The sequence below is a fragment of the Verrucomicrobium spinosum DSM 4136 = JCM 18804 genome, assembly GCF_000172155.1.
Taxonomy (GTDB): Bacteria; Verrucomicrobiota; Verrucomicrobiia; order Verrucomicrobiales; family Verrucomicrobiaceae; genus Verrucomicrobium; species Verrucomicrobium spinosum.
Genome location: NZ_ABIZ01000001.1, coordinates 1,100,042 through 1,120,872, shown reverse-complemented (window position 1 = coordinate 1,120,872; position 20,831 = coordinate 1,100,042). Strand labels below are relative to the sequence as shown.

The 20,831-nt window shown below is 63.6% G+C and carries 14 protein-coding genes; 5 read left to right on the top strand and 9 right to left on the bottom strand.

From position 1 onward, the window contains the following. Window positions 1-19: 19 nt before the first annotated feature. The 5 genes from VSP_RS04325 to VSP_RS04305 are packed head-to-tail and all read right to left on the bottom strand — an operon-like array spanning window position 20 to window position 8,391. Complete coding sequence (locus VSP_RS04325) at window positions 20-1,726, bottom strand: DUF4175 family protein (protein WP_009959004.1); 1,707 nt, start codon at window positions 1,724-1,726, stop codon at window positions 20-22. A gap of 23 nt (window positions 1,727-1,749) precedes the next feature. Then, window positions 1,750-4,164: a hypothetical protein gene (locus tag VSP_RS04320; protein WP_009959003.1), complete on the bottom strand. Its 2,415-nt coding sequence runs from the start codon at window positions 4,162-4,164 to the stop codon at window positions 1,750-1,752. After that, window positions 4,161-6,362, bottom strand: a complete 2,202-nt coding sequence (locus tag VSP_RS04315) for a BatA domain-containing protein (protein ID WP_029190169.1) — start codon at window positions 6,360-6,362, stop codon at window positions 4,161-4,163. Before VSP_RS04315 ends, VSP_RS04320 begins: the two co-directional genes overlap by 4 nt. A 9-nt stretch (window positions 6,363-6,371) precedes the next feature. Further along, window positions 6,372-7,286 carry a DUF58 domain-containing protein gene (locus tag VSP_RS04310; protein WP_009959001.1) on the bottom strand — a complete coding sequence of 305 codons (915 nt, stop codon included), beginning with the start codon at window positions 7,284-7,286 and terminating at the stop codon, window positions 6,372-6,374. A 16-nt stretch (window positions 7,287-7,302) separates the two neighbouring features. Further along, the gene (locus VSP_RS04305; protein ID WP_232289541.1) at window positions 7,303-8,391 is read right to left on the bottom strand and encodes an AAA family ATPase; all 1,089 of its coding nucleotides are present in this window, start codon (window positions 8,389-8,391) and stop codon (window positions 7,303-7,305) included. Window positions 8,392-8,729: 338 nt separating this feature from the next. Here VSP_RS04305 and VSP_RS04300 point away from each other — a divergent pair, with 338 nt between their 5' ends. Next, a complete protein-coding gene (locus tag VSP_RS04300; protein ID WP_009958997.1) occupies window positions 8,730-9,260 on the top strand; it encodes a pyridoxamine 5'-phosphate oxidase family protein in 531 nt (176 codons plus the stop codon). Here VSP_RS04300 and VSP_RS38900 read toward each other — a convergent pair. After that, window positions 9,193-10,194 (bottom strand): lipase family protein, encoded by a 1,002-nt coding sequence (locus tag VSP_RS38900; RefSeq protein ID WP_081452390.1) that lies wholly within the window; start codon window positions 10,192-10,194, stop codon window positions 9,193-9,195. The genes VSP_RS04300 and VSP_RS38900 overlap by 68 nt on opposite strands. 241 nt (window positions 10,195-10,435) lie before the next feature. On the opposite strand from VSP_RS38900, the gene VSP_RS04290 reads away from it, so the two are divergent. Both VSP_RS04290 and VSP_RS04285 read left to right on the top strand, forming a co-directional pair. After that, window positions 10,436-12,637, top strand: coding sequence for a TonB-dependent siderophore receptor (locus VSP_RS04290; RefSeq protein ID WP_009958995.1), 2,202 nt, complete (start codon window positions 10,436-10,438; stop codon window positions 12,635-12,637). Window positions 12,638-12,768: 131 nt separating this feature from the next. Next, window positions 12,769-14,280, top strand: a complete 1,512-nt coding sequence (locus VSP_RS04285; RefSeq protein WP_009958994.1) for an alginate O-acetyltransferase AlgX-related protein — start codon at window positions 12,769-12,771, stop codon at window positions 14,278-14,280. 22 nt (window positions 14,281-14,302) lie between these two features. On the opposite strand, the gene VSP_RS04280 is transcribed toward VSP_RS04285, so the two are convergent. Next, window positions 14,303-14,995, bottom strand: coding sequence for a suppressor of fused domain protein (locus VSP_RS04280; protein WP_157210730.1), 693 nt, complete (start codon window positions 14,993-14,995; stop codon window positions 14,303-14,305). A gap of 32 nt (window positions 14,996-15,027) precedes the next feature. Here VSP_RS04280 and VSP_RS04275 point away from each other — a divergent pair, with 32 nt between their 5' ends. Then, the gene (locus VSP_RS04275) at window positions 15,028-16,008 is read left to right on the top strand and encodes a sugar phosphate isomerase/epimerase family protein (protein WP_009958991.1); all 981 of its coding nucleotides are present in this window, start codon (window positions 15,028-15,030) and stop codon (window positions 16,006-16,008) included. Window positions 16,009-16,333: 325 nt separating this feature from the next. Here VSP_RS04275 and VSP_RS04270 read toward each other — a convergent pair whose 3' ends face one another. Further along, window positions 16,334-17,023, bottom strand: a complete 690-nt coding sequence (locus tag VSP_RS04270) for a pseudouridine synthase (RefSeq protein WP_009958989.1) — start codon at window positions 17,021-17,023, stop codon at window positions 16,334-16,336. A 197-nt stretch (window positions 17,024-17,220) separates the two neighbouring features. Further along, window positions 17,221-18,582, bottom strand: a complete 1,362-nt coding sequence (locus VSP_RS04265; protein ID WP_009958988.1) for a Gfo/Idh/MocA family protein — start codon at window positions 18,580-18,582, stop codon at window positions 17,221-17,223. Window positions 18,583-18,996: 414 nt separating this feature from the next. Between VSP_RS04265 and VSP_RS04255 the strand changes: the two genes are divergently transcribed. Beyond that, complete coding sequence (locus VSP_RS04255) at window positions 18,997-20,775, top strand: NAD(P)H-dependent oxidoreductase (RefSeq protein ID WP_009958986.1); 1,779 nt, start codon at window positions 18,997-18,999, stop codon at window positions 20,773-20,775. Window positions 20,776-20,831 lie beyond the last annotated feature (56 nt).

The following is a 20,831-nucleotide window of genomic DNA, read 5'->3' as shown; positions in this document are numbered from 1 at the left end:
ACTTTTCTTCGGGCGCTCTCTAGCGAATGGACTGGTCCGTCTTCTCATTGGTGGCCCGCTGCATGTCATAGAGCTTCTCAATGGCGCGGGCGCGTTCACCCAGGAGTTCCAGCAGCTCCAGGCGCTTCTGCTCCTCGGTCACAATGTCGATGAGCTTCTCGAGGCTCTTCGCAACGGAAGGTCCGGTCACCGTGTTGTTGTCCTCCGCCTCCATCCAGCAGGTCACCCGGCATCCCGGAGTGAGTGGCGGCACCATGCGGCCGAGGTCCCACTCCAGCTTGTGCATGAAGGCTTTTTCGCCCTCAGGGAACTCCACCTCCACGCTGCCCTTCTCCGTGGCCACGCTCAGTTCACTCAGGCCCGGGCGGAAAATGCGGTACTGCAGGACCAGCCGCTTCAAGCCGTAGTCGTCCGTCACACGAAACGCGAGCGGCACCTTGTCCCGGGGCAACAAACTCAAACGGTCCTTCTTCGGCTGCAGCAGCGCCACCATCGGAGGCTGGTCCGTCACGATCTCCACCCGGCACACCGGATCGTTCACGGACGGGGTGCCATCCGCGCTCTCGAGGTGCAGGCTCAGCCCGGTCCAGCCACGGGCCGGCACCGGGAGCTCAACCGTCAGGGCCGTGCGATCTTCTCCCGTGACAGCCAGCGGTCGCGACTCTGCGCCCGTTATTTCAAGAACCGCCGATTCCAAAGGCAGGGTTGCGACCGCGTCCAAGCGCAGCTTGGAACCGTGCAGCAGTCGCAAGGCAGAGGGGGCCATGCGCGTCTCTGGCAGCCCCGTGTAGGCAGGATAGATCTGGGTGAAGCGGATCTCCTTCAGCGCGGGCGGGATGACCACCGTCACCCGATGCTCCGGACCGACGCCGTCATTCAGCTCAAACCGGTAGTGAAACGAGCCCCGCACATTTTTGACCGTGTGGGTGAAGACGGCTCCATCTTCCGCAGAGGCAGGCACCTCCACCAGATCCTGCTGGCCACCGGGATAAATCACCACCAGCCGTCCCGCCGTTGGCACGCGGCCTTCCGCCCGGGCACTCAGTCGAGCATCCATACCCGGATCCAGGCGCAGGTCCCCAGTAAGCGACACCACCGTGGTATCGCCAGGCAACACCACGCTGGAGAGGAACAGCCGCTGCACCAGCAGCGTAGATAGCGGCCGTTGCGTCAGCCAGAGCCCACCAGCCAACACCAACGCGGCCATCAAGACCCACCCCCACCGCTTCACCCGGTCGGTTCGAAACAGCTCCCCCGCCAGATCGGACCGCCCCACTTCTACAGAGACGTCCTCCAACATCTGCGCCACGAGCGCCCGGGACTGGGGAGCCGTTTCCACCGCGCCGTGCGGTGAGGTCAGCTCCACCGCAGAAATCAACGACGAGCGGAACTGCGGGCGCAACCCCTCCACCAGGTGTGCTGCCTGCCGCCGGGAGCGCAGACGCATCAGCGGCCGCAGAGCGAGGAAATAGAGAGCAATGACCGCCGTCACCACCTCCAGCCCCAACAGAGAGCGCCGCACCGGCAGGGACAGATCGAGATGCCGGTCCACCCACACCTGAATCACCCACCCCAGCACGAGCACCGCCAGCACCAACAACGGCCCCACCGCCGCCTGCAGCCCGGCCTCCCGCCAGCGCACGCGGTCCAGCATGCGACCGATGGCCACGGGCAGCTCAGGCCTGCTGGCAGCAGTGGGTCGTTGCGGTGCGGTTTCAGTGCTCATTCGGAAAGGACAGTATTCAAATATTACTTGAGGCGGCTCAGGCGTCGCAGCAGCCATTCCCCAAACAGGAAGGCCAGCAGCGCTGTGAGGAACCAGCCGGAGTGATAGAGGTCCAGCTTCTTGAAGGACGTCACGGTGGCCGCACGGGATGCCACCAGGTCCGGCAGCGTGTGCAGATCCTCCTCACGGAAAAACTTCCCGCCACCCGCATCCGCCATCGCCTTCAGCAGCTTGTCATTCAGCGCCGTTTGCGACTGCTCAAGGCGGGCGTCCAATACCTCGAAACTCACAATGCCGTCTGGATCCCGCTGCGTCACATAGGTGTAGAGTCCGGGCTTCTCCGCAACGAAATCACCGCGAAAGGCATTCCGCTCCGTCGCATGCAGGCTGAAGGGCTGCTGCCCCTCCGCCCCCTCCACCTTCAGCATCCCATCCAGAGAGGGCTGGATCAACGGGCTGAATCCTTCGGTATAGGCATTGCCGCTGATCACCACCCGGTCCCCCACGACATACTGCTTGCGATCGCTCTTCAACTGCGTGAGAGGCGAGGCCCCTTCCAGCAGTTGCAGGGAAAGCGTCTGCATGATCTGCCCCCAGAGGACGGAGTAGTACCTTTCCCCCGTGCGACTCCGCCAGCGGTAAGTTTCATCGGTCCCAAAGTAAACGCTCCGTCCCGCGCCATAGCCCTGCATGGCAAACACCGGCAGCTGCCCGTAGCGGCCCTCACGATCCGGCCGGGTATCCACCAATAACACTTCCGCTCCGGTCTTCACCCGGGACACCGGTGCCGTCCACCGCACCCCGGGGAAGCGGCTCCAGATTTCCTGGCTCACTTCAGGATTGGGGTCCATCTGCAGGTAGGCAGACTCCCGGCCTGGGCGGGTCAGTTCCAGCTTGAAAGGCTCCGGCGCACGCTGCCGCACCCACTCACGCGGCGACACCGTGTCCGGCACCACCGGCAAGAGCGGCTCAAGCGGCGTGCCCACATAAGACCTTGGGTTGTGATTCGAGCCCGTGAGGAAAATGATGCCTCCGCCCGCCTCCACCCACTCGGCCATGATCTCCATGCGCTGCTGGCCCAGCGATTCCGGGTTCACATCGCCCAGGATGATCACGTGCGATTTGAAGAACGTCTCCCGGTCCTCCGGCAGCTTGGGGAGGAAGGGCGAGCCCGGGGCCTGTTCCAGGCCGGGTTCGCCATCGATCATGACGCACTTCACCTCCAGACGCGGATCGCGTTGCAGGTAGTCGAGGAGATAACGGAAGTCCCACCGGGGCTCCTGCTCGATGAGCAGCACCTGAAACTTCGTGTCCGTCACCCGCATCGTGTTGGCCGCCACGTTGTTTCCCTTCCCCGCCTCACCGGGCAGCAGCGGCACCGAGACCTCCAGCTTCAGCTCGCCCGCCGTGCGGGGGATGAAGTGAAACACGACCTCCAGATCGCGGTCACCTCCCAGCGTGAGTTCCTGTTCATCCACCGTTTCGCCATTGGCCTTCAGCACGGCCACCACCCGCTGCTCAGGCAGGCTCTGGGAAAGCACATGCGCCTTCACCTCCGTGCGCTCCCCGGCAAAGGCGAGCTTCTGTGCATGCACCTCCTTCACCAGGAGATCCAGCGGCGAGGTCACCCCCAGCCCGTAGATGAACAAAGGCACCTTCTGCTCCAGGGCGATCTGCGAGGCCTCGATGGCCGAGGTGCCGGTGTTGTTTCCACCATCCGTGAGCAGGAGCACGCCCACCGGGGCCTGGGCCCGCGGCTCTTGCAGCACCTGTCTCAGGGACTCACCGATGGCGGTGGCCTGCTCCTGCGGCTTCATCCGGCTGAAGAAAGCTGACGCTTCCCGGGTGCCCAGTCGCCCATCATCCATCACTGGAGCTTGCGCCGGGGCGAAGGCCGAGCGTCCGAACTGGTAGAACTGAAGATCCGCCTGCTCGGAAAGCCGCTGCCAGAGCGCCAGGCGATCATTGGCCGCCAGCTTCTGCAGCAGGTCCCACCGGCTCACCTCACCCAGTTCAGCAGCCGCACTCGGTGGCAGACTCTGCCCCAGACCGCCTTCAGGTGAAGCCATGCCAGTGGCAATGGCCGCCCGCTGCAGGTCTTCACGCTGCTGGCGTTGATCGGGGAATTGCATGCTCTCCGAGGAATCCACCAGCACCAGCAGGGGCTGCCGCACGCGCTCCTTCAGCGAGAGCCGCAGCACTGGACGCGCCAGCAGCAGACAGAGCACCAGCGCCGCCAGCACGCGCAGCATCACCATGGCCACACGCCGCCCCATGCCCACACCCGATGACCAGCGGGCATAGGCCCAGACGCAACCCACCGCCAGCACCAGGAACAATCCGGCAGCCAGCCCGGGTGAGATACCCTCGAACCCCAACGTCCACTGCGGGGCAGTTGCGGCCAGGGCAAAGTCAAAACTGGGGGAAGGGAAACTCATGCTGATCGGGCCCGGCTGAGGCGATGGGCAAAAAAGGCTTCAATCAGGAAAAAGGCCCCCACCAGCCACATCAGCGGGGTCCAGAACTCCTGCTTCACCACCAGCTGTGTGGCGGGCACCGGCGTACCGGGGGCCCGCGTGACCGTCAGCGCCGTCTTGATCTTCTCCTGGTCCACCAGCCGCAAATCCGACTCCTGCGCGGCCATCTGCACGGCGAACATCGCCGCTGGTTCGCCAGCCACCGTCACCCGATAAGCTCCCGCGCGGTCCGTGCCAGCGAAGCGGAGAAAGGCCCCGCTGTCGTCCGATACCACCCGCCCGGCGGACCGCGGTTCGCGGAAACCAGGCCCCTGCACGGCAAACTCCCTGCCGTCCCACTCTATGGCGACGGGCTTGCGGAAAGTGTCCCCGGGCGCCAGCACCAGACGCGACTCGTTCTTCCGGTTGAAGTGGCCCATGAGCCGCTGCAGGTAGGGCACAAACGCGGGGTGCAACGGCAGGTTGTTCCAGTCTGGCGTGGCCGTGCTGTTGAACAGCACCACGTTCCCCTCACCAAAGCCCCACTCCACCACCGATGGCTCGTTGTTCACCAGCCGGCTGATCACACGCGGTTCGCTCGTCGGCACCTTTTCCTCCTCCGCAGTCGCTGGGGCCGCAGACTTTTCCGGAGCCTCCGTGCGGGGTGTCTTGAGCTTGAGCGGGAAGTATCGATGAAACTTGATGCCGCCCAGATTTCCCTGGGCGCTGTCATTCCAAAACGCGGTCACGGGATGAGTGAGCCCGCTGGACTGCCAGGCCACCGGGGGCCGGGCCGGGTCATCCGCCGCGGGAGCCTCCAATGCAGCAGGCAGCAGATCCCAGAACGCCGCATTGGCCTGCCACTCCTCAACAAAGGTCCGTGGACCGGGAAACACCACCAGGTTGCCCCCACTTTTCACAAACTGGCGGAGCGCATTCGTGACGCTGGCCGACACCGGCCCCAGATTGCAGAGAAACACGGCCTGGGTGGCAAGGTTGTTTTCATTCTGCAACTCCGCGACAAGGCTGGCGGGACTGACAAACTCCGCCCCCAGATAGTAGCGCGCCGCCCTCTCCCGCGCCGTGGGCACCAGCGCGTTGGCCAGGAAATAACCATCCCGGTCCATGGCGGGTCCTGCATGATCCTCCTCCACGATGAGCACGTTCATCTGTGCCGCCACCTCGATGGCCGCCGTCCGTGTATTGTCCGCCGCCAGGGCATCTGGAGGAATGGCTGCCGCCACGGAGTGATAGCCCGCCTCCGGGAAGGTCAGCACCAGGCCCACGGCCTGCGTGCCTCCGGGGGCGATCTGGGGGATCATGGCCTCCGCCGCCGGCGCGCCGCCGTCCAGCGCCAGGGTCACCCGCACGTTCTCCGCCGGGGCCGCCCCATAGTTGGCCACCTCCACGAGGAACCGGCAGGGCTGCCGCACCGCGGGCATGCCCCCTTCTGCTTTCAAGGAAACAACTGCCAGATTACCCGCGGCCGCGCCGCCGATCCATACCGGCTTGATCAGCACGTCCGGATGCGCCTCCGCCACGCGGTGCAGTTCCTCAGACTTCAGCCAGGCCGTGGCCTGCCCATCCGTGTACACGTGCACCTCCCGGGGCAGGCCGGACACCCCCTGGAGCGCTTCACACGCCAGTCTGATGCCCTGTACCAACTCACTGCCCCGGTCCGTCACCTCCGCCTGATCCAGCAAGCTCCGGATCAGGGCAAACTGGGGCTCCGGCCGGGCCATGAGCGATTCCGTGCGGTTCGAGACCAAAAACAACGCCGCCATCGAGCCGCTTTCATGCTCGTCCAGCCAGGAGCGGATCGACTTGCGGGCCTGGTCAAAGCGCGTCTCCGCCCCCGTGCTCTGGGCCATGCTGGCAGAGTGGTCCAGCAGGATCACTGCCGCCACCGGCCCCTTTGCATCGCTCCCTGCGGCAGGCGGCCCTTTCAACACCGGCTGGGCAAAGGCCAGCACCGCCAGCACCACCAGCAGGCAGCGGAGCAGCAGCAGAAACAGATCCTCCAGCCGCACCCGCCGTTCATTGCGCCGCACGCTGATTTCCAGGAACCGCATGGCCGCCCAGTCCGTCGTTCTGGCGCGGAAGCGGTTCATGAGGTGCATCAGCACCGGCAGGGAAACCGCCGCGAGCCCGGCGAGCATGAGGGGAGCGAGGAAATTCATGAGCGCAGGTTACTTCCTCCTCCTCACCGAGCTGCGAAAGGCCAGGTAACCGCTCAGCGTCTCCGCCACGCTCCGGCTCGTGTCCACCAGCACGTAGTGGGCCTGAAAACGGTCGCAGGCGGCCTTGATCCGGTCGCGGAAGGCCTGGTAGTTCTTCAAGTACGACTCCCTGAAATCGGCTGGAGACGTCTGGATCTCATCGGCCCCCTCCAGATTCCGAAAACGCCAGGTGCCGTCAAAGGGGAACGTCAGCTCGTGCGGATCCAGCACGTGGAAGACGACCAGCTCCTGGCCGCTGTAGGAGAGCTTTTCCATGCCCTTGAAAAGCGCCTCTTCATCATCAAAGAGATCGCTGAAGATCATGGCGATCCCGCGTCGGCGGGCCTCGGCGGCCACTTGATCCAGGGCCACACCCAGGCTGGTTTCCTTAGACCCTTGAAATCGCGCCAGCCGGTCCAGGATCAGTGGCAGGCGCTGCAGACTGTCCGTACGGCGCAGGTATTCCCTCACCTCGCGATCCACCAGCGCCAGCGCCACCGCATCCCGCTGGTGGAGGATCACATAGGCCAGGCAGGCCGCCAGGACCTTGGCATACTCCAGCTTGCTGAGCCGGCGGCTGCCATCAGCGGCCGGGGAGTGGTAGTTCATGGAGGCACTGCCATCCACCACCAGATGGGTGATGAAGTTCGTGTCCTGCTCGTACTGCTTGATGTAGTAGCGGTCCGTGCGCCCCAGGATTTTCCAGTCGAGGTGCCGGGTGTCATCTCCGGCGGTGTATTCCCGGTGCTGGGCAAACTCGATGGCAAAGCCGTGGTAGGGAGAGCGATGCTCCCCCACGCGATAGCCCTCGACGATGCGCCGGGCCATGAGCCCGAGCGACTCACCCTGCGATACCGCCTCCGCATCCAGCAGCTCCCGGCTCATGCAAAGTAAAAAAAGATCAGGCCTCGTGTTTGGGAGTCTCCGCGAGCAATTTGGCAATCACCACATCCGGCGTGATGCCCTCGCTCTGCGCGGAGAAGTTCGGTGCAATGCGATGCCGCAGGATGGAGGGGGCCACCGCCGCGACGTTTTCACACCCGGCGTACACCTGACCGTTGATCACTGCGTGCGCCTTGGCCGCCGTGATCAGTCCCAGGCTGGCGCGGGGGCCAGCGCCGAAGGTGAGATACTTGCTGCAGAATGGCAGAGCCCCTTCCTCCTTCGGGCGCGTGCTGCGCACCAACTGCCGGGCATACCGGAAGACATGGTCCGCCACCGGGATGGCTTTGATCACATTCTGCACCCGGGTGATGGTGTCCCCGTCCAGCACGGCCTGAGGTTTCTCTGTCTGAACCCCTGAGCCGCGCTTCATCACCTCCAGCTCCTCTTCCTCGCTGGGATAACCCACGTGAATGAGGAACAGGAAGCGATCGAGCTGCGCTTCTGGCAGCGGGTAGGTGCCCTCCTGTTCCAGGGGGTTCTGCGTGGCCAGCACAAAGAACGGCTGGGGCAGCGGTCGGGTCACGCCACCCACGGTCACTCGACGCTCCTGCATCGCTTCCAGCATGGCTGCCTGCGTCTTGGGCGGTGTGCGGTTGATCTCGTCTGCCAGGATGATGTTGGCAAAGAGCGGTCCTTCCAGAAACTTGAACTGCTTGCTCCCGCTGGCCTGATCCTGGTAGATCACCTCTGTACCGGTGATGTCACTCGGCATCAGATCCGGCGTGAACTGAATGCGGCGGAAGGAAAGGTGCAGCGTCTCTGCCAGAGTGGAGATGAGCAGCGTCTTCGCCAGCCCCGGCACGCCCACCAGCAGGGCATGACTGCGGGTGAAGATGGAGATGAGGATCTCCTCCACCACCTTGGTCTGGCCGACGATCACCTTCGCCAGCTCCTTCTGAATGGCTGAGTAGATCTCGCGGCACTCCTTTACCGCTTCGGGCGTGATCACCTCCGCCGCCTGTTCAGTTTCCAGTTCTTGGGGAGAGGGGCCGGGGCGGTTGGACATGCTGGAGGTCAGGCTGGCGTTGGATTCATGAATACGCATTTTCCAATCAGTTCTGATCACATGTTTATCGAATCCCGGACCTGCCGTCCATTCTTCGCGCTCAAGAATGCCTTTAAACAACCGTTCATTGGAGAGTCCCGAGCGCGTCTCGTCCCGGTTTTGCACCGTCATGCCCCGCCCCCCGCTGGGCGGGCGGCGACGGCCGGCGCCCTGCTGCCCCTGTCCCGGGGAAACCGGCGGCCCCGGAGCACCTGAAGCCAAGATCTGCCGCCCCTTCCGCAAGGCGCGGGCATCACCAAGCGAGGGGTTGAGGTAGGGTGCTGGTGTCAGAGGCCGGGGTCTCCCCCAGCCCCTGGTGCCACACCTCCCTCATCGCCATGAACACGTCCCCTGATTTCAGCTTCGATGAAACCTCTTTCGACATCGAAGACAGCGGCGACCTCCTCGGCCTCGTCCGAAGCCTGATCAACGGCCAGCACCCCGGCGTCCTCGCCACCACGGATGACACCGGCCAGCCGCAGATGCGCTGGATGTCCACCCTGTCTTTTGGTGACTTCCCCGTCTTCCACACCCTGACTGCGGCAAACTCGCGGAAGGTCGAGCAGATCCGGAACAACCCGCGGGTGAGCTGGATGTTCTTCAACAAGGACCTCAGCATGACCCTGCATCTCAGGGGGCAGGCCCGGATCATCGAGGATCCGGCCACGCTCAAGCATGTCTGGAGTTCCGTGGAGGACAAGACCCACACTTATTTCCTCAACGAATACTCCCACCGCCCCGGCTTCGTGGCCATCGAGACCACGGTGGAATCCATCGAGTGCAGCTCCCCCGCCAGCGGCCTCAGGGTGGAGGTCCCTGCATCCGATCTTTCCCTGGAGCCGGCAGCCCCGATGCGGGCCACCTCCTGAGTTCGAGGTTTTGACGCAGCCGGAGCGCGTAGTACAGCGGAGCATGGTGCTGCAGGGCCAGTGCCGTGCCGGTGAGTTTGTCACGGAAAAGTGCCGTCACCTCCTCCGCCAGCGACGTCGGCGGTCCGGAGTCCTCCACATGCCCCACATGCAGACGCCCGCCTGCATCGATCCAATGGCGGACGCCCACGTGCGCGTAGCGCGACCAACCGCTCGGAAGCGCCAGCCGCAGCCCAAACAGCGGCACCTCCGTGACGAGGTCCGCCTGGTGCACAAACCGGTGACAGGGGGCCGCGAACCTGCGGCTGAACCCCTCGTCCCCCACCAGGGGCGAACCGTAGGTGTAAACTCCTGCAACCCGTTCTGCCCAGCGCTGCGCCGCCAGGGAGGCCAGCGCTCCACCCAGGCTGTGACCCGTGACCCAGAGGGTGCGCCCGGGATGTTCGCTGCAGAGCTTCTCCGCCACCTCGTGCAGTGGCTGCCACACCTGATCCAGCGCCGCCTTGAAACCCTCGTGCACCTCCCCACCGTGACCGCTGGCCACCAGGCCGGTGCGTGCATCCGTGAGCCAGTCCGCCATGACCGCACCAAAGGCGGCGGGCCTCCCCGGCCAAAACACCTGGGTGCCGCGAAAGGCCACGATGATGGCATCCGGCCCCGCTGCAACCACCACTCTCGAGCTGCGGCCATCCAGCACCTGCACCTGACGAAACCCTGCCTGCCCCCAGACCTCACTCAGGTAGCCCTCCTCAGGGTCATACGCCAGCAGGGACGCATCTGCCAGCCAGGAGGCATTCACCAGACTGAAATCCGCCGCCGCTGACTGGAAGGGGTAGCTCTCCCCGTAGGCGAAAAAACCCGCGTGACGACAGGGCGGGTACAGATTTTCGGGGGTAGGCGCAGGCAGCACCGCCAGAGCGGAATCGGCATCCATGTTCATCAAAGTGGCACCAATGGCAACGCCGGGCAAGTCCGCAGCAAGAGAGCAAGTCGATGCAAATGCCTCATTTTCAACAGCAATTCCCCATTGCAGGCAGAAGACGGAAATTCCGCACAACTCCTCCCCGCGTTTTATGTTGAAGCTGAGACGCAGACGCAATATCTGCACCTGGCAGCCTCGAACTCCCCATCGCGGGTCTGCTGGTACCACTGGCAACCACCAGTCAACAACACGCATGAAACCACGACACCTTCTTTACACTTCGGCCTTTGCGCTGCTGGGCCTTCCCGCCCTGGCACAAAGCACGTCCCCGGCACCTGCCGCAGGAGCCACGGAACTTGACACCGTCACCGTGTCCGCCACCCGCGACGCCGCCGTCACCTACACCGCTCCGGTGAGCGCCACCGGCGGGCTGAAAACTGACACCCCTCTCCTTGAGACACCCCAGGCCGTCTCAGTCCTCTCTGAGGCCATTATCCGGGATCAAGATGCCACCAAGCTGGAGGAGGTCATCCGCAACGTCGCGGGCGTTTCCGTTGGCGGCACCTACGAAGGCTGGGACTATTACCGCATTCGCGGTTTCGATTCCGCCTTCAACACCTTCTGGGACGGTCTCCGCAACGACTACGGCCGCAGCCCTGAGCTTTATGGCCTGGAGCGGGTGGAAGTGATCAAAGGACCAGCTTCCACCCTCTACGGGCAAGCCCCTCTGGGCGGTCTGGTGAACCTGGTCAGCAAGCGCCCCAAGCACGAGTTCTTTGGCGAACTGGGATTCTCCGGTGGCACTTGGGACCGGTATGAAGGCACGTTCGATATCAACATCCCCCTCCTGGTCCCCACCAGCAATGCGATCGTTCCCCCGGCGGCCAAGGGGGCCAAGCAGGTGCAGCCGGTGGCCGCTCCCACCACGGACTCCGGCCTGGGCATCTACGCCCGCCTGACCGCTCTGTACAACAACTCCGGCTCGTATGTGGACCATGTGGACACGGAGCGCGTCTTCATCGCCCCCGCCATCACGTTCGAGTGGGATGACACCACCCGCCTGACCCTCCTGGCCAGCTTCATGAAGGACACCGGGAACAACGCCATGCCGCTCCCCGCCGTAGGCACCGTCTTGCACAGCCCCTTTGGCGAGGTGCCTGTGAGCCGCTACCTTGGCCTCCCCGGGAACGGCACCAACGAGTTCGACTTCCGCCGTTACCGCGTGGGTTATGACTTCGAGCACGAGATCAATGACGTCTTCACCATCCGCCAGAACCTGGTGTACAGCCGCATGGAGCAGGACTGGAACGACATGCTCTACAACTCCCATCTCGATCCAGATGGCCGCACCCTCTACCAGTACCCGTACGACTACTCGGAGAAGATGAACCGCTTCGCCGTGGATACGGCGCTCGATGCCCGGTTCGAGACGGGTTCGGTGAAACACACGGTCACCCTGGGGGTGGACTACTACTGGTCTGAGTCCCGGGACCGGTCCAGCCAGATCAACTATGACGATCCCGGCTCGTACTTCGCGATCGACATGTTCCGCCCCGTTTACCAGGGCACCATCCCCGGTTACGGCTTCAACACCGCCAGCCGTACGGAGTACTCCAACCTGGGCTTCTACATCCAGGAGCACGCCAGGCTCACGGACCAGCTCACGCTGACGCTCGGCGGCCGCTATGACAAGGCCTGGTATGAAACCGGTGCCGGAGTGGAGGATGACAAGGACGCCTTCACCCCCAAGGCCGGCCTCACCTATGAGTTCAGCCCCGGCCTTGCCGTCTATGCCAACTACAGCCGCTCCTTCAAGCCGCAGTGGTTCTCCACTGACGCCACCGGCTCTGCCGTGGATCCCGAGGAAGGTGAAAACTGGGAGGCGGGCATCAAGTACAACCTGCTGGAAGGGCGCGTCACCGGCCTGCTCTCCGTGTACCAGCTGACCCGTGAGAATGTCGCCACCTCGAACCTCGCCACCCCGGATCTCTTCGACGCCACTGTTAGCGGTGAGCAGCGCAGCCGTGGCTTCGAGTTCGAAACCGCGGCCGAGCTGGCCCCGGGACTGACGCTCAGCGCCGCCTACTCCTACATCGATGCCGAGGTCACCAAGGACAACGACATCCCGGTGGGCACCCCGCTCCAGGGCGTGCCGGAACACTCCGTGAATGCCTGGCTGAAATACACCGTGCAGGACGGCCCTCTCAAGGGCTTCGGCGTGGGCGTGGGCGGCCGCTACTACAGCAGCCAGTCCGGCGACACGTACAACACGTTTGACCTCCCCAGCTACGGCATCGTGGACACCGCCCTCTACTACGAGCGCGATGACTTCCGTGTGCAGGTTAACTTCAACAACGTGTTCGACAAGCGGCACTTCGTAGGCGCCTATGACGCCCTGTACGTGCTCCCCGGCAAGCCGTTCAACGTCAGTGCCAGCGTGACCTGGAAGTTCTAAGTTCCACCTCCCTTTTCCGATCCGGTGGCTCCGGGTTTGATTGCACCCGCACCCGGTCAGGACCTTGTTCCTGGCCGGGTGTTTTGTCTGGCGCATTGCGCTAGCGCCCCAGCCGGGTTTAGCTCTTGCACATGAGTCCCGGCTCCCGAAAGCGTCCGCCCCCCCTCCGCCTGCTGTTCCTGCTGGGGCTCTTGGTGCTGGCTGCCGGCGTCATCTGGAAATGGCCGGCGGTGCGACAGCTGGGCACCCTCTGGCTGCAGTCCGCCCACCTTCCTGCAGAGCAGGACCCTGACCTCGCGGCGGTTGTCAAAACACTGTCCCCCACCCAGCTCGCCGGGATCAATGCCCTGCGCGCCCGCAGCGCTGCGCTCTTGCGCGCCAATCTCTGGCCACGAGAGGATTTCATTCCGGCCACAGAGGAGTTCCGCCTCTACAAAAAATGCCTCTCCTGCTTGAATGCCCCGACCTCACGGTACTTGGAAAAAACAGCCTCCCTCGTGGAGTTTCACCAGCTCCTCAGGGCACGAGGCATCCGTCTCATTCTCATGCCGGTGCCCGCAGCCTATGCGATCCACCCCGATCGGGTGCCAGGGCTGGATGAGACCGGTCCCCGCCCACAACCAGGTGACGCCTCACTCCAGCTCCGGGCTTTCGGTGAGGCCTTGCGTGCCGCCGGGATCGAGTTTGTGGATCTCAGCCGTCCCCTGGGTCAGGCCGCTACAGAGGGCACCCTGTGCTACTTCCACGGCGACAGTCACTGGACGCCCCTGGGGGCAGAGGTGGGGGCCGCCACAGTCGCCTCCCTCTTGGCCCCAAAGGCCGGATCGTTCACGCCTGCGGACAAGGCATTCATCCGGGAGTGGATGCCCCCCAGCCGGCATGCCATTACGCCGCCTCCACTCCTCCAGATTTCCGTACTTTCCCAAAACCCGGTGGAAGCCCGCAACCCCTCGACCCTGCTCTGCGACAGCAACGGCATCGACGAGTTTGATGCCATAGAGGCCCCTTCCTCCAAGGCCAGGGTGCATGGGGGCTTCCCCTCGCAAGTGGCACGCGCCGTAGGGCACCGTGTGGATGTCATCACCATCAGCGGCGGCGGTCCGGCCGCCTGTCGGCGGGAGTTCATCCGTCGCTGCCAGATGCTGCCCGGCTATGGTGCCAGCCGCCAGACAGTGCTGATGGTGTTTGCAGAACGCTGCCTGCTGCTGCCGCTGGAGGCCTGGCCGCCGCTGCATCTGGACCGGCTGACTTTTGCCGGGGAGCCCGGATCACCGGCTCCGCCACACCCCCAGTCCGGCCCCTCCTCGAACCGCAGGTTCAAGATTCTACAGACCTCAAGGGCCAGCGCCCCGCACGAGACCCCTTACCCTGCGGTGCTCAGGTCTTTCGTGGTCGAGCTCGCCCCAGCGCCGGGCCTGCCGGCGCAAAAGGCCCTGCTGTACTCAGATCACCTCCGGGATCGCAAACCCGCCGCGCCAGATGGGCTGGAGCCGGGCACACGCTGGGAAGCCACTCTCCTAGACTGGGATGCCGCCTGCACGCTGAATCCCGGCCTGGCCCAGATCCAGCGGTTGGATGACGTGGGCGACTTGGAACTCCCCACCTACTACGCCGTCAGGGGCAGCCTCCGGCGAGCGCCGTGACCCCGGCGGCGTTTGCCGTTTTTCAGATCACCACCGGCTCGCGCTTGGGATTGTAGATCTCGAACCCCGGATGATTCCACAGCGCGGGCAGACCGTAGCGCTCATAGACCACCAGCTCACTCCGGTAGATGGGATAGAGCTGGGTGAACTGGATCACGCCCTGCGGCGTCCTCACCCTCGCCTGTTCCGCACGCAGAATGCTGGGCGCATACACCAGCAGGCCATCCATGCGGGTATCGCTGGCGAGCGGCTCATCCGCAAAAAACATCTCCCCGTTCAAAAAACCGCGCTGCCCGCGAAATTCCGCCGCAAAATAAGCAGCATTCCAGGCCCAGAGGGTGTCGGTTGACTCCACAGAGATCATGAGTTCCCGCCGCGCTTGCCCCACCTCCTCATTCGGGGCCGCCTCCTGACTCAAGCCGTAGGTCACACCCGTGATCATGCCGGGCTCCGGAAAGTTCCGGAAGACATAGACAGACACCTCCCGCCCGCCCTGGGGACTCGCATGCTTGAGGACGACATCATGCCGGCCAAACGATTTTCGGAGAAAGTCGAGGTAGGTCTTGTGAGGGGGCTTGGGCATGACGGTCTGACGCGAGAGCGAGGGACGCAGATTCAAGCCGATCTCCCGCATTCTGGACACAGAAATCTGAGCCACCCGCCGCAATGTCCTGACAACGAGCCAGGCGTGCCCGGGCACGGTGGAAGCTTGCATCCCTGCCGCGACTGGCATTCAATGCAGGTCGCATGACACCGCATCGTCCCTCCCCGTCCCGTCGCTCCTTTCTGAAACTGGCGACCGCTTCCGCCGCTGCTCTGGCTGCCGCCCCCGTGGTCTCCGCTGCCGAGGGCAAGAAGGAGCTCTTCAAGATCTCGCTGGCCGAATGGTCCCTGAACAAGCGCATCCTCAAGCGCGGCGGGGAAGAGCCGCTGGACCACCTGGACTTCGCGAAGGTGGCCCGCAGCTTCGGCATTGATGGTGTGGAGTACGTGAACCAGATGTTCTTCGACAAGGCCAAGGACCAGGCCTACCTGGGCGAAATGAAGAAGCGCCAGGAAGGCGAGGGCGTGAAAGGCCTGCTCATCATGTGCGACCGCGAAGGCAATCTGGGCGATCCAGATGAGGCCAAGCGCAAGCTGACGGTGGAAAACCACCTCAAGTGGCTGGATGCCGCCGCCTTCCTGGGCTGCCACAGCATCCGCGTGAATGCCGCCAGCAACCCCAAGCTGCCCGCCGAGGAGCAGATGAAACTGGCCGCAGACGGCCTGCACGCCCTGTGCGTGGAAGGCGACAAGCGCGGCCTCTTTGTCGTGGTGGAAAACCACGGCGGCACCTCCTCCAACGGCAAGTGGCTCACCGGTGTGATGAAAGCGGTCAACCACCCGCGCGTAGGCGTGCTCCCAGACTTCGGCAACTTCTACACCAACCGGGATGCCGGCGAGCTCTACAATCCCTACCAAGGCATGCGTGAATTCATGCCCTGGGTGAAGCAGGCCGTCAGCGCCAAAGCCTACGACTGGAACACCGGCGCAGGGAAATTCTACACCGAAGACCGTCGCGAAGGTCGTGAGTTGACGCTCGATTTTGAGCGCATCCTCAAGATCGTGATCGGTGCCGGGTACAACGGCTACATTGGCATCGAACACGAAGGCGTAAAAGCCAGCGAGATGGACGGCATCAAGCAGACGTTGGACGTGCTCAAGGAGCTGCGCGCGGCGCTCGCTTAGTAGCCAGTACGTCAGTGCGTCAGTGCGTCGGTGCGTCAGAGGTCAAGGTGATGGATGTCCTGAGATTCAAGGACATCCATCGGCTTACGCATCCCACAGGTTCTTTGAAGAGCTTCACCGCATAAATGCGGAACTCCAACCCTCTCCGTCCCAACAGCAGGGTTGGAGTTCCGCGTTTACGCGGTCAGGATCGCACTTCCCCATCACACCCCAAACCCTCACAATTACCTCGAACCCCAACCGACGCACCGACGCACCGACGCACCGACGCACCGACGCACCGACGCACCGACGCACCGACGCACCGACGCACCGACGCACCGCCCTAAACCGGCAGCACCCGCCACTGCCCCACCTCCAAGCCCTCCAGCTCATACTCACCAAACCGCGACCGGTGCAGGGCCTCCACATGCCAGCCCTGGCTGGCGAACATGCGGCGCACCTGATGGTAACGCCCCTCTTGCAGGGTCAGCCGGGCATGCAGAGCATCCACGATTTCCAGCTTCGCCGGCAGGCACGGTTTGTTTTCGCTCTCCAACAGGAGCGTGCCCTCGGCGAACACTCCGATCAGGCGCTCCTCCAGCGGCCGGTCCACCGTGACTTCATACACCTTGTCCATCTCGGACTTGGGTGAGGTCCACTTCTGCACCAGTTTGCCCTGGTCCGTCAGCAACAGAATGCCACTCGTGTCCTTGTCCAGCCTGCCCACACTGGTCACCGTGGGATTGCGAAAGGGCCAGCGCTTCGGGAGGAGGTCATAGATTGTGGGACCTTCATCGCTGGCATGGCTGCAGACATAGCCCACCGGCTTGTGAAACACCGCCACCAACCCAAAGGGCGCATCGAGCGGCTCCCCTTTCACCGTCACCGTCGTCGGATCCACCCGGGCGTCAAAGTCTTCTGCCACCACCCCACCCACTTTCACGAGCCCGCGATCCACCATGTTGCGCACCTCGCGGCGGGTACCGTAGCCAAGTGAAGCAAGCAACTGGTCGAGTCTGGGAAAAGAAGGCATCCATCCCTATGAAGCGGGCATGGAGGCATCGCAATGCGGGAATTGACTTCACCAAGCCACAGCAACCGTTCGCCGCACGCGATATCTCGTCCTTCCACAGCCAGCATGGCCTGACCATGTGCCGCACCAACGCGGCTCCGTGGCCCGTATTGGACGGAGCCAACCCTCAGCAGATCGACTCCCTCTCTAGTCCAGCTCTACGCCGGCAGTTCCCAGCCCGCACGATAGCTGCGTTTCACAAACGCAGTCGCTTCAGGCGAGTTCTTGAAGGTCTGAGTGGGAGCATCCCACTCCAGCGTCTTGTTCGGGAAGATGGATGCCAGGCACCCCAGCAAGACCGCCTCCGTCATCGGACCGCTGTAGTCAAAGTTCGCGCTGGGCTTCTTGCCACCACCAGCGAGAGCGCAATCCACAAACTCACCCCAGTGGTCCCGGGGCTCGAGACGGGGATACTTGTAGCCTTTGAACTTCTCTTTGGCATGCAGCGTGGGAGTGCTTCCATGGGCGGAGAGGAGCACGCCATCCGTGCCGATGTAGATGCTGCCCTGGCCCGGCCACTTGCCTTCAATGGCCTGCTGCACCTCGGTCGGCGGCATTTGATCACCATCGTACCAGGTTACTTTCACGGTCTTGTCTGCCGTGAAGTCCGTGCCGGGATACAGGTACTCCACCTTGCCGTCGATGGCCCAGTTGGTGGCGTTGGGAGGAGGCGTGCCCGTGGAGGTCACGCTGAGAGGCATCGTCAGATTCAGCGCACGATACCAGCCGCTGAACATGTGGCAGCCCATGTCGCCCAGAGTGCCCGTGCCAAAGTCACGACGCTTGCGCCAGTTGCCAGGGTGGTAGTACCCCTTGATAAACGGCCGGTCAGCAGCGACGCCCAGCCACTTGTCCCAGGCAAAAGCGTCCGGCACAGGGTCCGCATTTTCCGGTACGGGAGCCATATCGCCCCACTTCTTGTTGGAGAAGGTGTGCACTTCCTTCACTTTCCCAATCGCACCATCCTGGATCATCTGCACCGCCATGCGCTCGGTGAAAGAGGAGGACACCTGAATGCCCATCTGGGTGACGATCCCCTTGGCCCTGGCTTTCTCGGTGACCAAACGGCACTCATAGAGGTTTTGGGTCAGCGGTTTCTGGCCATAGACATGCAGCCCCTTGGCGATGCACGGCAGGATCATCGGGCCGTGCATGTGGTCAGGCACAGAGACGTTCACGCTGTCGATCTGCCCCTCTTCCTTGGCCAGCAGCTCTCGCCAGTCCTGGTACAGACGCGCATTGGGGAACTCCTGCTTGATGCGGTCGAACTTGGACGTGTCCACATCGCACACGGCCACCAACTCCCACTTCGGGTGCTTCGACAGGGAGCTGATGTCCGCATAGGACATGCCACTGGCACCGAATGCCGCATGGCGGAGTTTGCCATTCGGAGAAGCAGCGCGCAGGCCGCTGGTGACAAACGGTGCCCCCAGCAAGGCAGCAGCACTGGTCTTGAGGAAGTGCCGCCGGGAAGTGCGGGCCTGGGCGGAAGCGGGAGACGAAGGTGGCAATGTGTTCATGTTGAGGGGAGAAGCAGGCTGTGGACCGCCTGTGCTTGAATGACTTACTACGGTGGGTGGGTGGATGGTCTTCGCGGGAAATGAGGCCGCCAGTTTGACTGCGCCTCATGCAAACCGGCACTTCAGGTGAATGTCCAGCCTCCGCCGGGTGATACGCAAAAAGTTCTAAAGTTTGCGCAATCCGGAGGTGGGACCGGTTGATACTGAATGATTGATAACTAATTAACAAAAACTATTCCACTCCCATCCAGCACTTTCTCCGCTGCCGATGTCTTAAGCATACAAGGAACATTGCCATGATTGATATCGAAAAAGACGACTGGCCCCCAGAGGAACTCAACAAGCCGTTGGATTCCCCGGAGGAGTTCGTGAAGGTCGAAACTGGCCCAAGCCTCGAAGAATAGCTTCCCAGGCATGAGCGAGGCGACCGACGACAGCCCACCCATTAAAATCCGCATCCCCCGTCTGGCGGGAGCTGATGAAGCGGAAGCCGCCGAAGTGGCTGCGGAGGTGGGCGAAGCGTCGCTTGGCGTCGCGCCAGAGGAGGAGATGCTGAAAACGACCAGCATCTTCACCCTTGATGAAGAGGAGGCGACAGATCAGGGAGAACTGCCCACTCCCTTCAACACGCCACTGGCCCCCGAGCCCCCTCCAGAACTCTCTGAGCCCAATCTCCTCTTTGCCACCGCCGAGCCGCTGGCTTTCCCTCCCACGGTGGAGAAGATGCGGATGGCCGTCATCTGCGGCCACCCCCGCGACGGCAGCCTGTGTGAAGGAATCGCTGAGGCCTACGCCGACGCTGCGCTTGCCGCCGGACACCCTGTGAAAATGATCCGGCTGCATGAGCTGGAGTTTGACCCCAATGAACGGGGCCAACCCCTCGAGCCAGCCTTGGAGGCAGTGCAGCAGGAGATTCTCGACGCGGATCATCTCGTGATCGTATCCCCGGTGTGGTGGGGCTCTGTACCCGCGCTGCTCAAGGGATTTCTGGATCGTGTCTTCCGGCCGGAGTTTGCCTTCCGGGAGCGGGAGGAGGGCGGTTGGGAGGGTCTTTTAGGCGGACGCACTGCTGATCTTTTGATGACCATGGACACCCCACAATGGGTGTTCCGCACCGTATTGGGAGCCCCGGCAGTGCGGGCTGTGCGGGATGCCACCCTGGGCTTCTGCGGCATCAAGCACCCTCGCATCATCCTGATGGCCCCCGTACGCGGCAGCACTCCGGCCACCCGGTCCCGCTGGCTGGATGAGTCCGCCCAATGTGGACGTGAAGCTGAAGCCTGGCACCGCACGGGCTGGCGCCCCGCCCTGAGAGCCTGGACAGACATTGCCCGGCTCCACTTCCAACTCCTCCCCGCGCTGGCAGTGGTGCTCGGTGCCCTGACCGCAACGAAGCTCAACGCCGCCCCTCTGCACTGGGGCTCGTTGCTGCTTGCCCTGCTGGGGGTGGCCATGGCCCAGTTCATCTCCGTGCTCACCAACGAGTGGCACGACCTGCCCACGGATTCGAGGAATAAACACCACGGCCCCTTCACCGGCGGCTCCCGCGTGCTGGTAGAGGGCCGCATGAGCATCCCGCGACTGCTGCGCGGCCGGAATCTCGCGCTCGGCGTGTTGCTCGCGACCATGGCAGCACTCTGTTTTGCCGGCCCGGCCCAGGGCGGTCCGCTCGCACTGTTGCTGGGCCTCGCACTTGGTCTGGGCCTCAGCTACAGCGCCCCCCCGCTCCGCCTCGCTTCGAGAGGGCTGGGAGAACTCACCGTGGCCCTCACCCACAGTGTGATTGTGCTCCTCATTGGCTACGCCTCGCAGGCGGGTTCGATGACCAACCTGATCCCCTGGGCACTCTCCGCCCCCCTGTTCTTTGCCGTGCTGCCGGCCATCCTGCTGGCAGGTTTGCCGGATCTGGAGGCAGACGTTGCGGTGGCCAAGAATACGCTGGCCGTCCGCCTCGGCAGACGCACGGTGACCAAGGTGGCCCTGGCCATGACCGTGACCGCCACCCTGCTGCACCTGGCCCTCATCCCTTTCAGCGGCTGGTGGCTCACGCTGCCCCTGGTGTTGCATGCCGGCTGGCTTTCCCGCGGCCTGCTGGACTATCTGGCGCGTCCGCATGCCGGGCGCATCGACGGATTGCTGTTCCGCGCCCTCGCCTTCATGCTCTGGTTTGTGCTGGCCCCATTGCTGGGCTGATGGATGGGGAAGGGAACCACCCAGCCAGGGCAAGACGATCTCTCAGAGAACCCCGT

Excerpts from the sequence above, each read along its gene's own strand:
- VSP_RS04285 (WP_009958994.1), top strand. The coding sequence starts at position 12,769 with ATGAGTCCCGGCTCCCGAAAGCGTCCGCCCCCCCTCCGCCTGCTGTTC.
- VSP_RS04310 (WP_009959001.1), bottom strand. The coding sequence starts at position 7,286 with ATGAGCCGGGAGCTGCTGGATGCGGAGGCGGTATCGCAGGGTGAGTCG.
- VSP_RS04280 (WP_157210730.1), bottom strand. The coding sequence starts at position 14,995 with ATGCAAGCTTCCACCGTGCCCGGGCACGCCTGGCTCGTTGTCAGGACA.
- VSP_RS04315 (WP_029190169.1), bottom strand. The coding sequence starts at position 6,362 with ATGAATTTCCTCGCTCCCCTCATGCTCGCCGGGCTCGCGGCGGTTTCC.
- VSP_RS04320 (WP_009959003.1), bottom strand. The coding sequence starts at position 4,164 with ATGAGTTTCCCTTCCCCCAGTTTTGACTTTGCCCTGGCCGCAACTGCC.
- VSP_RS04305 (WP_232289541.1), bottom strand. The coding sequence starts at position 8,391 with ATGCGTATTCATGAATCCAACGCCAGCCTGACCTCCAGCATGTCCAAC.
- VSP_RS04275 (WP_009958991.1), top strand. The coding sequence starts at position 15,028 with ATGACACCGCATCGTCCCTCCCCGTCCCGTCGCTCCTTTCTGAAACTG.
- VSP_RS38900 (WP_081452390.1), bottom strand. The coding sequence starts at position 10,194 with ATGGATGCCGATTCCGCTCTGGCGGTGCTGCCTGCGCCTACCCCCGAA.
- VSP_RS04265 (WP_009958988.1), bottom strand. The coding sequence starts at position 18,582 with ATGAACACATTGCCACCTTCGTCTCCCGCTTCCGCCCAGGCCCGCACT.
- VSP_RS04300 (WP_009958997.1), top strand. The coding sequence starts at position 8,730 with ATGAACACGTCCCCTGATTTCAGCTTCGATGAAACCTCTTTCGACATC.
- VSP_RS04325 (WP_009959004.1), bottom strand. The coding sequence starts at position 1,726 with ATGAGCACTGAAACCGCACCGCAACGACCCACTGCTGCCAGCAGGCCT.
- VSP_RS04290 (WP_009958995.1), top strand. The coding sequence starts at position 10,436 with ATGAAACCACGACACCTTCTTTACACTTCGGCCTTTGCGCTGCTGGGC.
- VSP_RS04270 (WP_009958989.1), bottom strand. The coding sequence starts at position 17,023 with ATGCCTTCTTTTCCCAGACTCGACCAGTTGCTTGCTTCACTTGGCTAC.
- VSP_RS04255 (WP_009958986.1), top strand. The coding sequence starts at position 18,997 with ATGAGCGAGGCGACCGACGACAGCCCACCCATTAAAATCCGCATCCCC.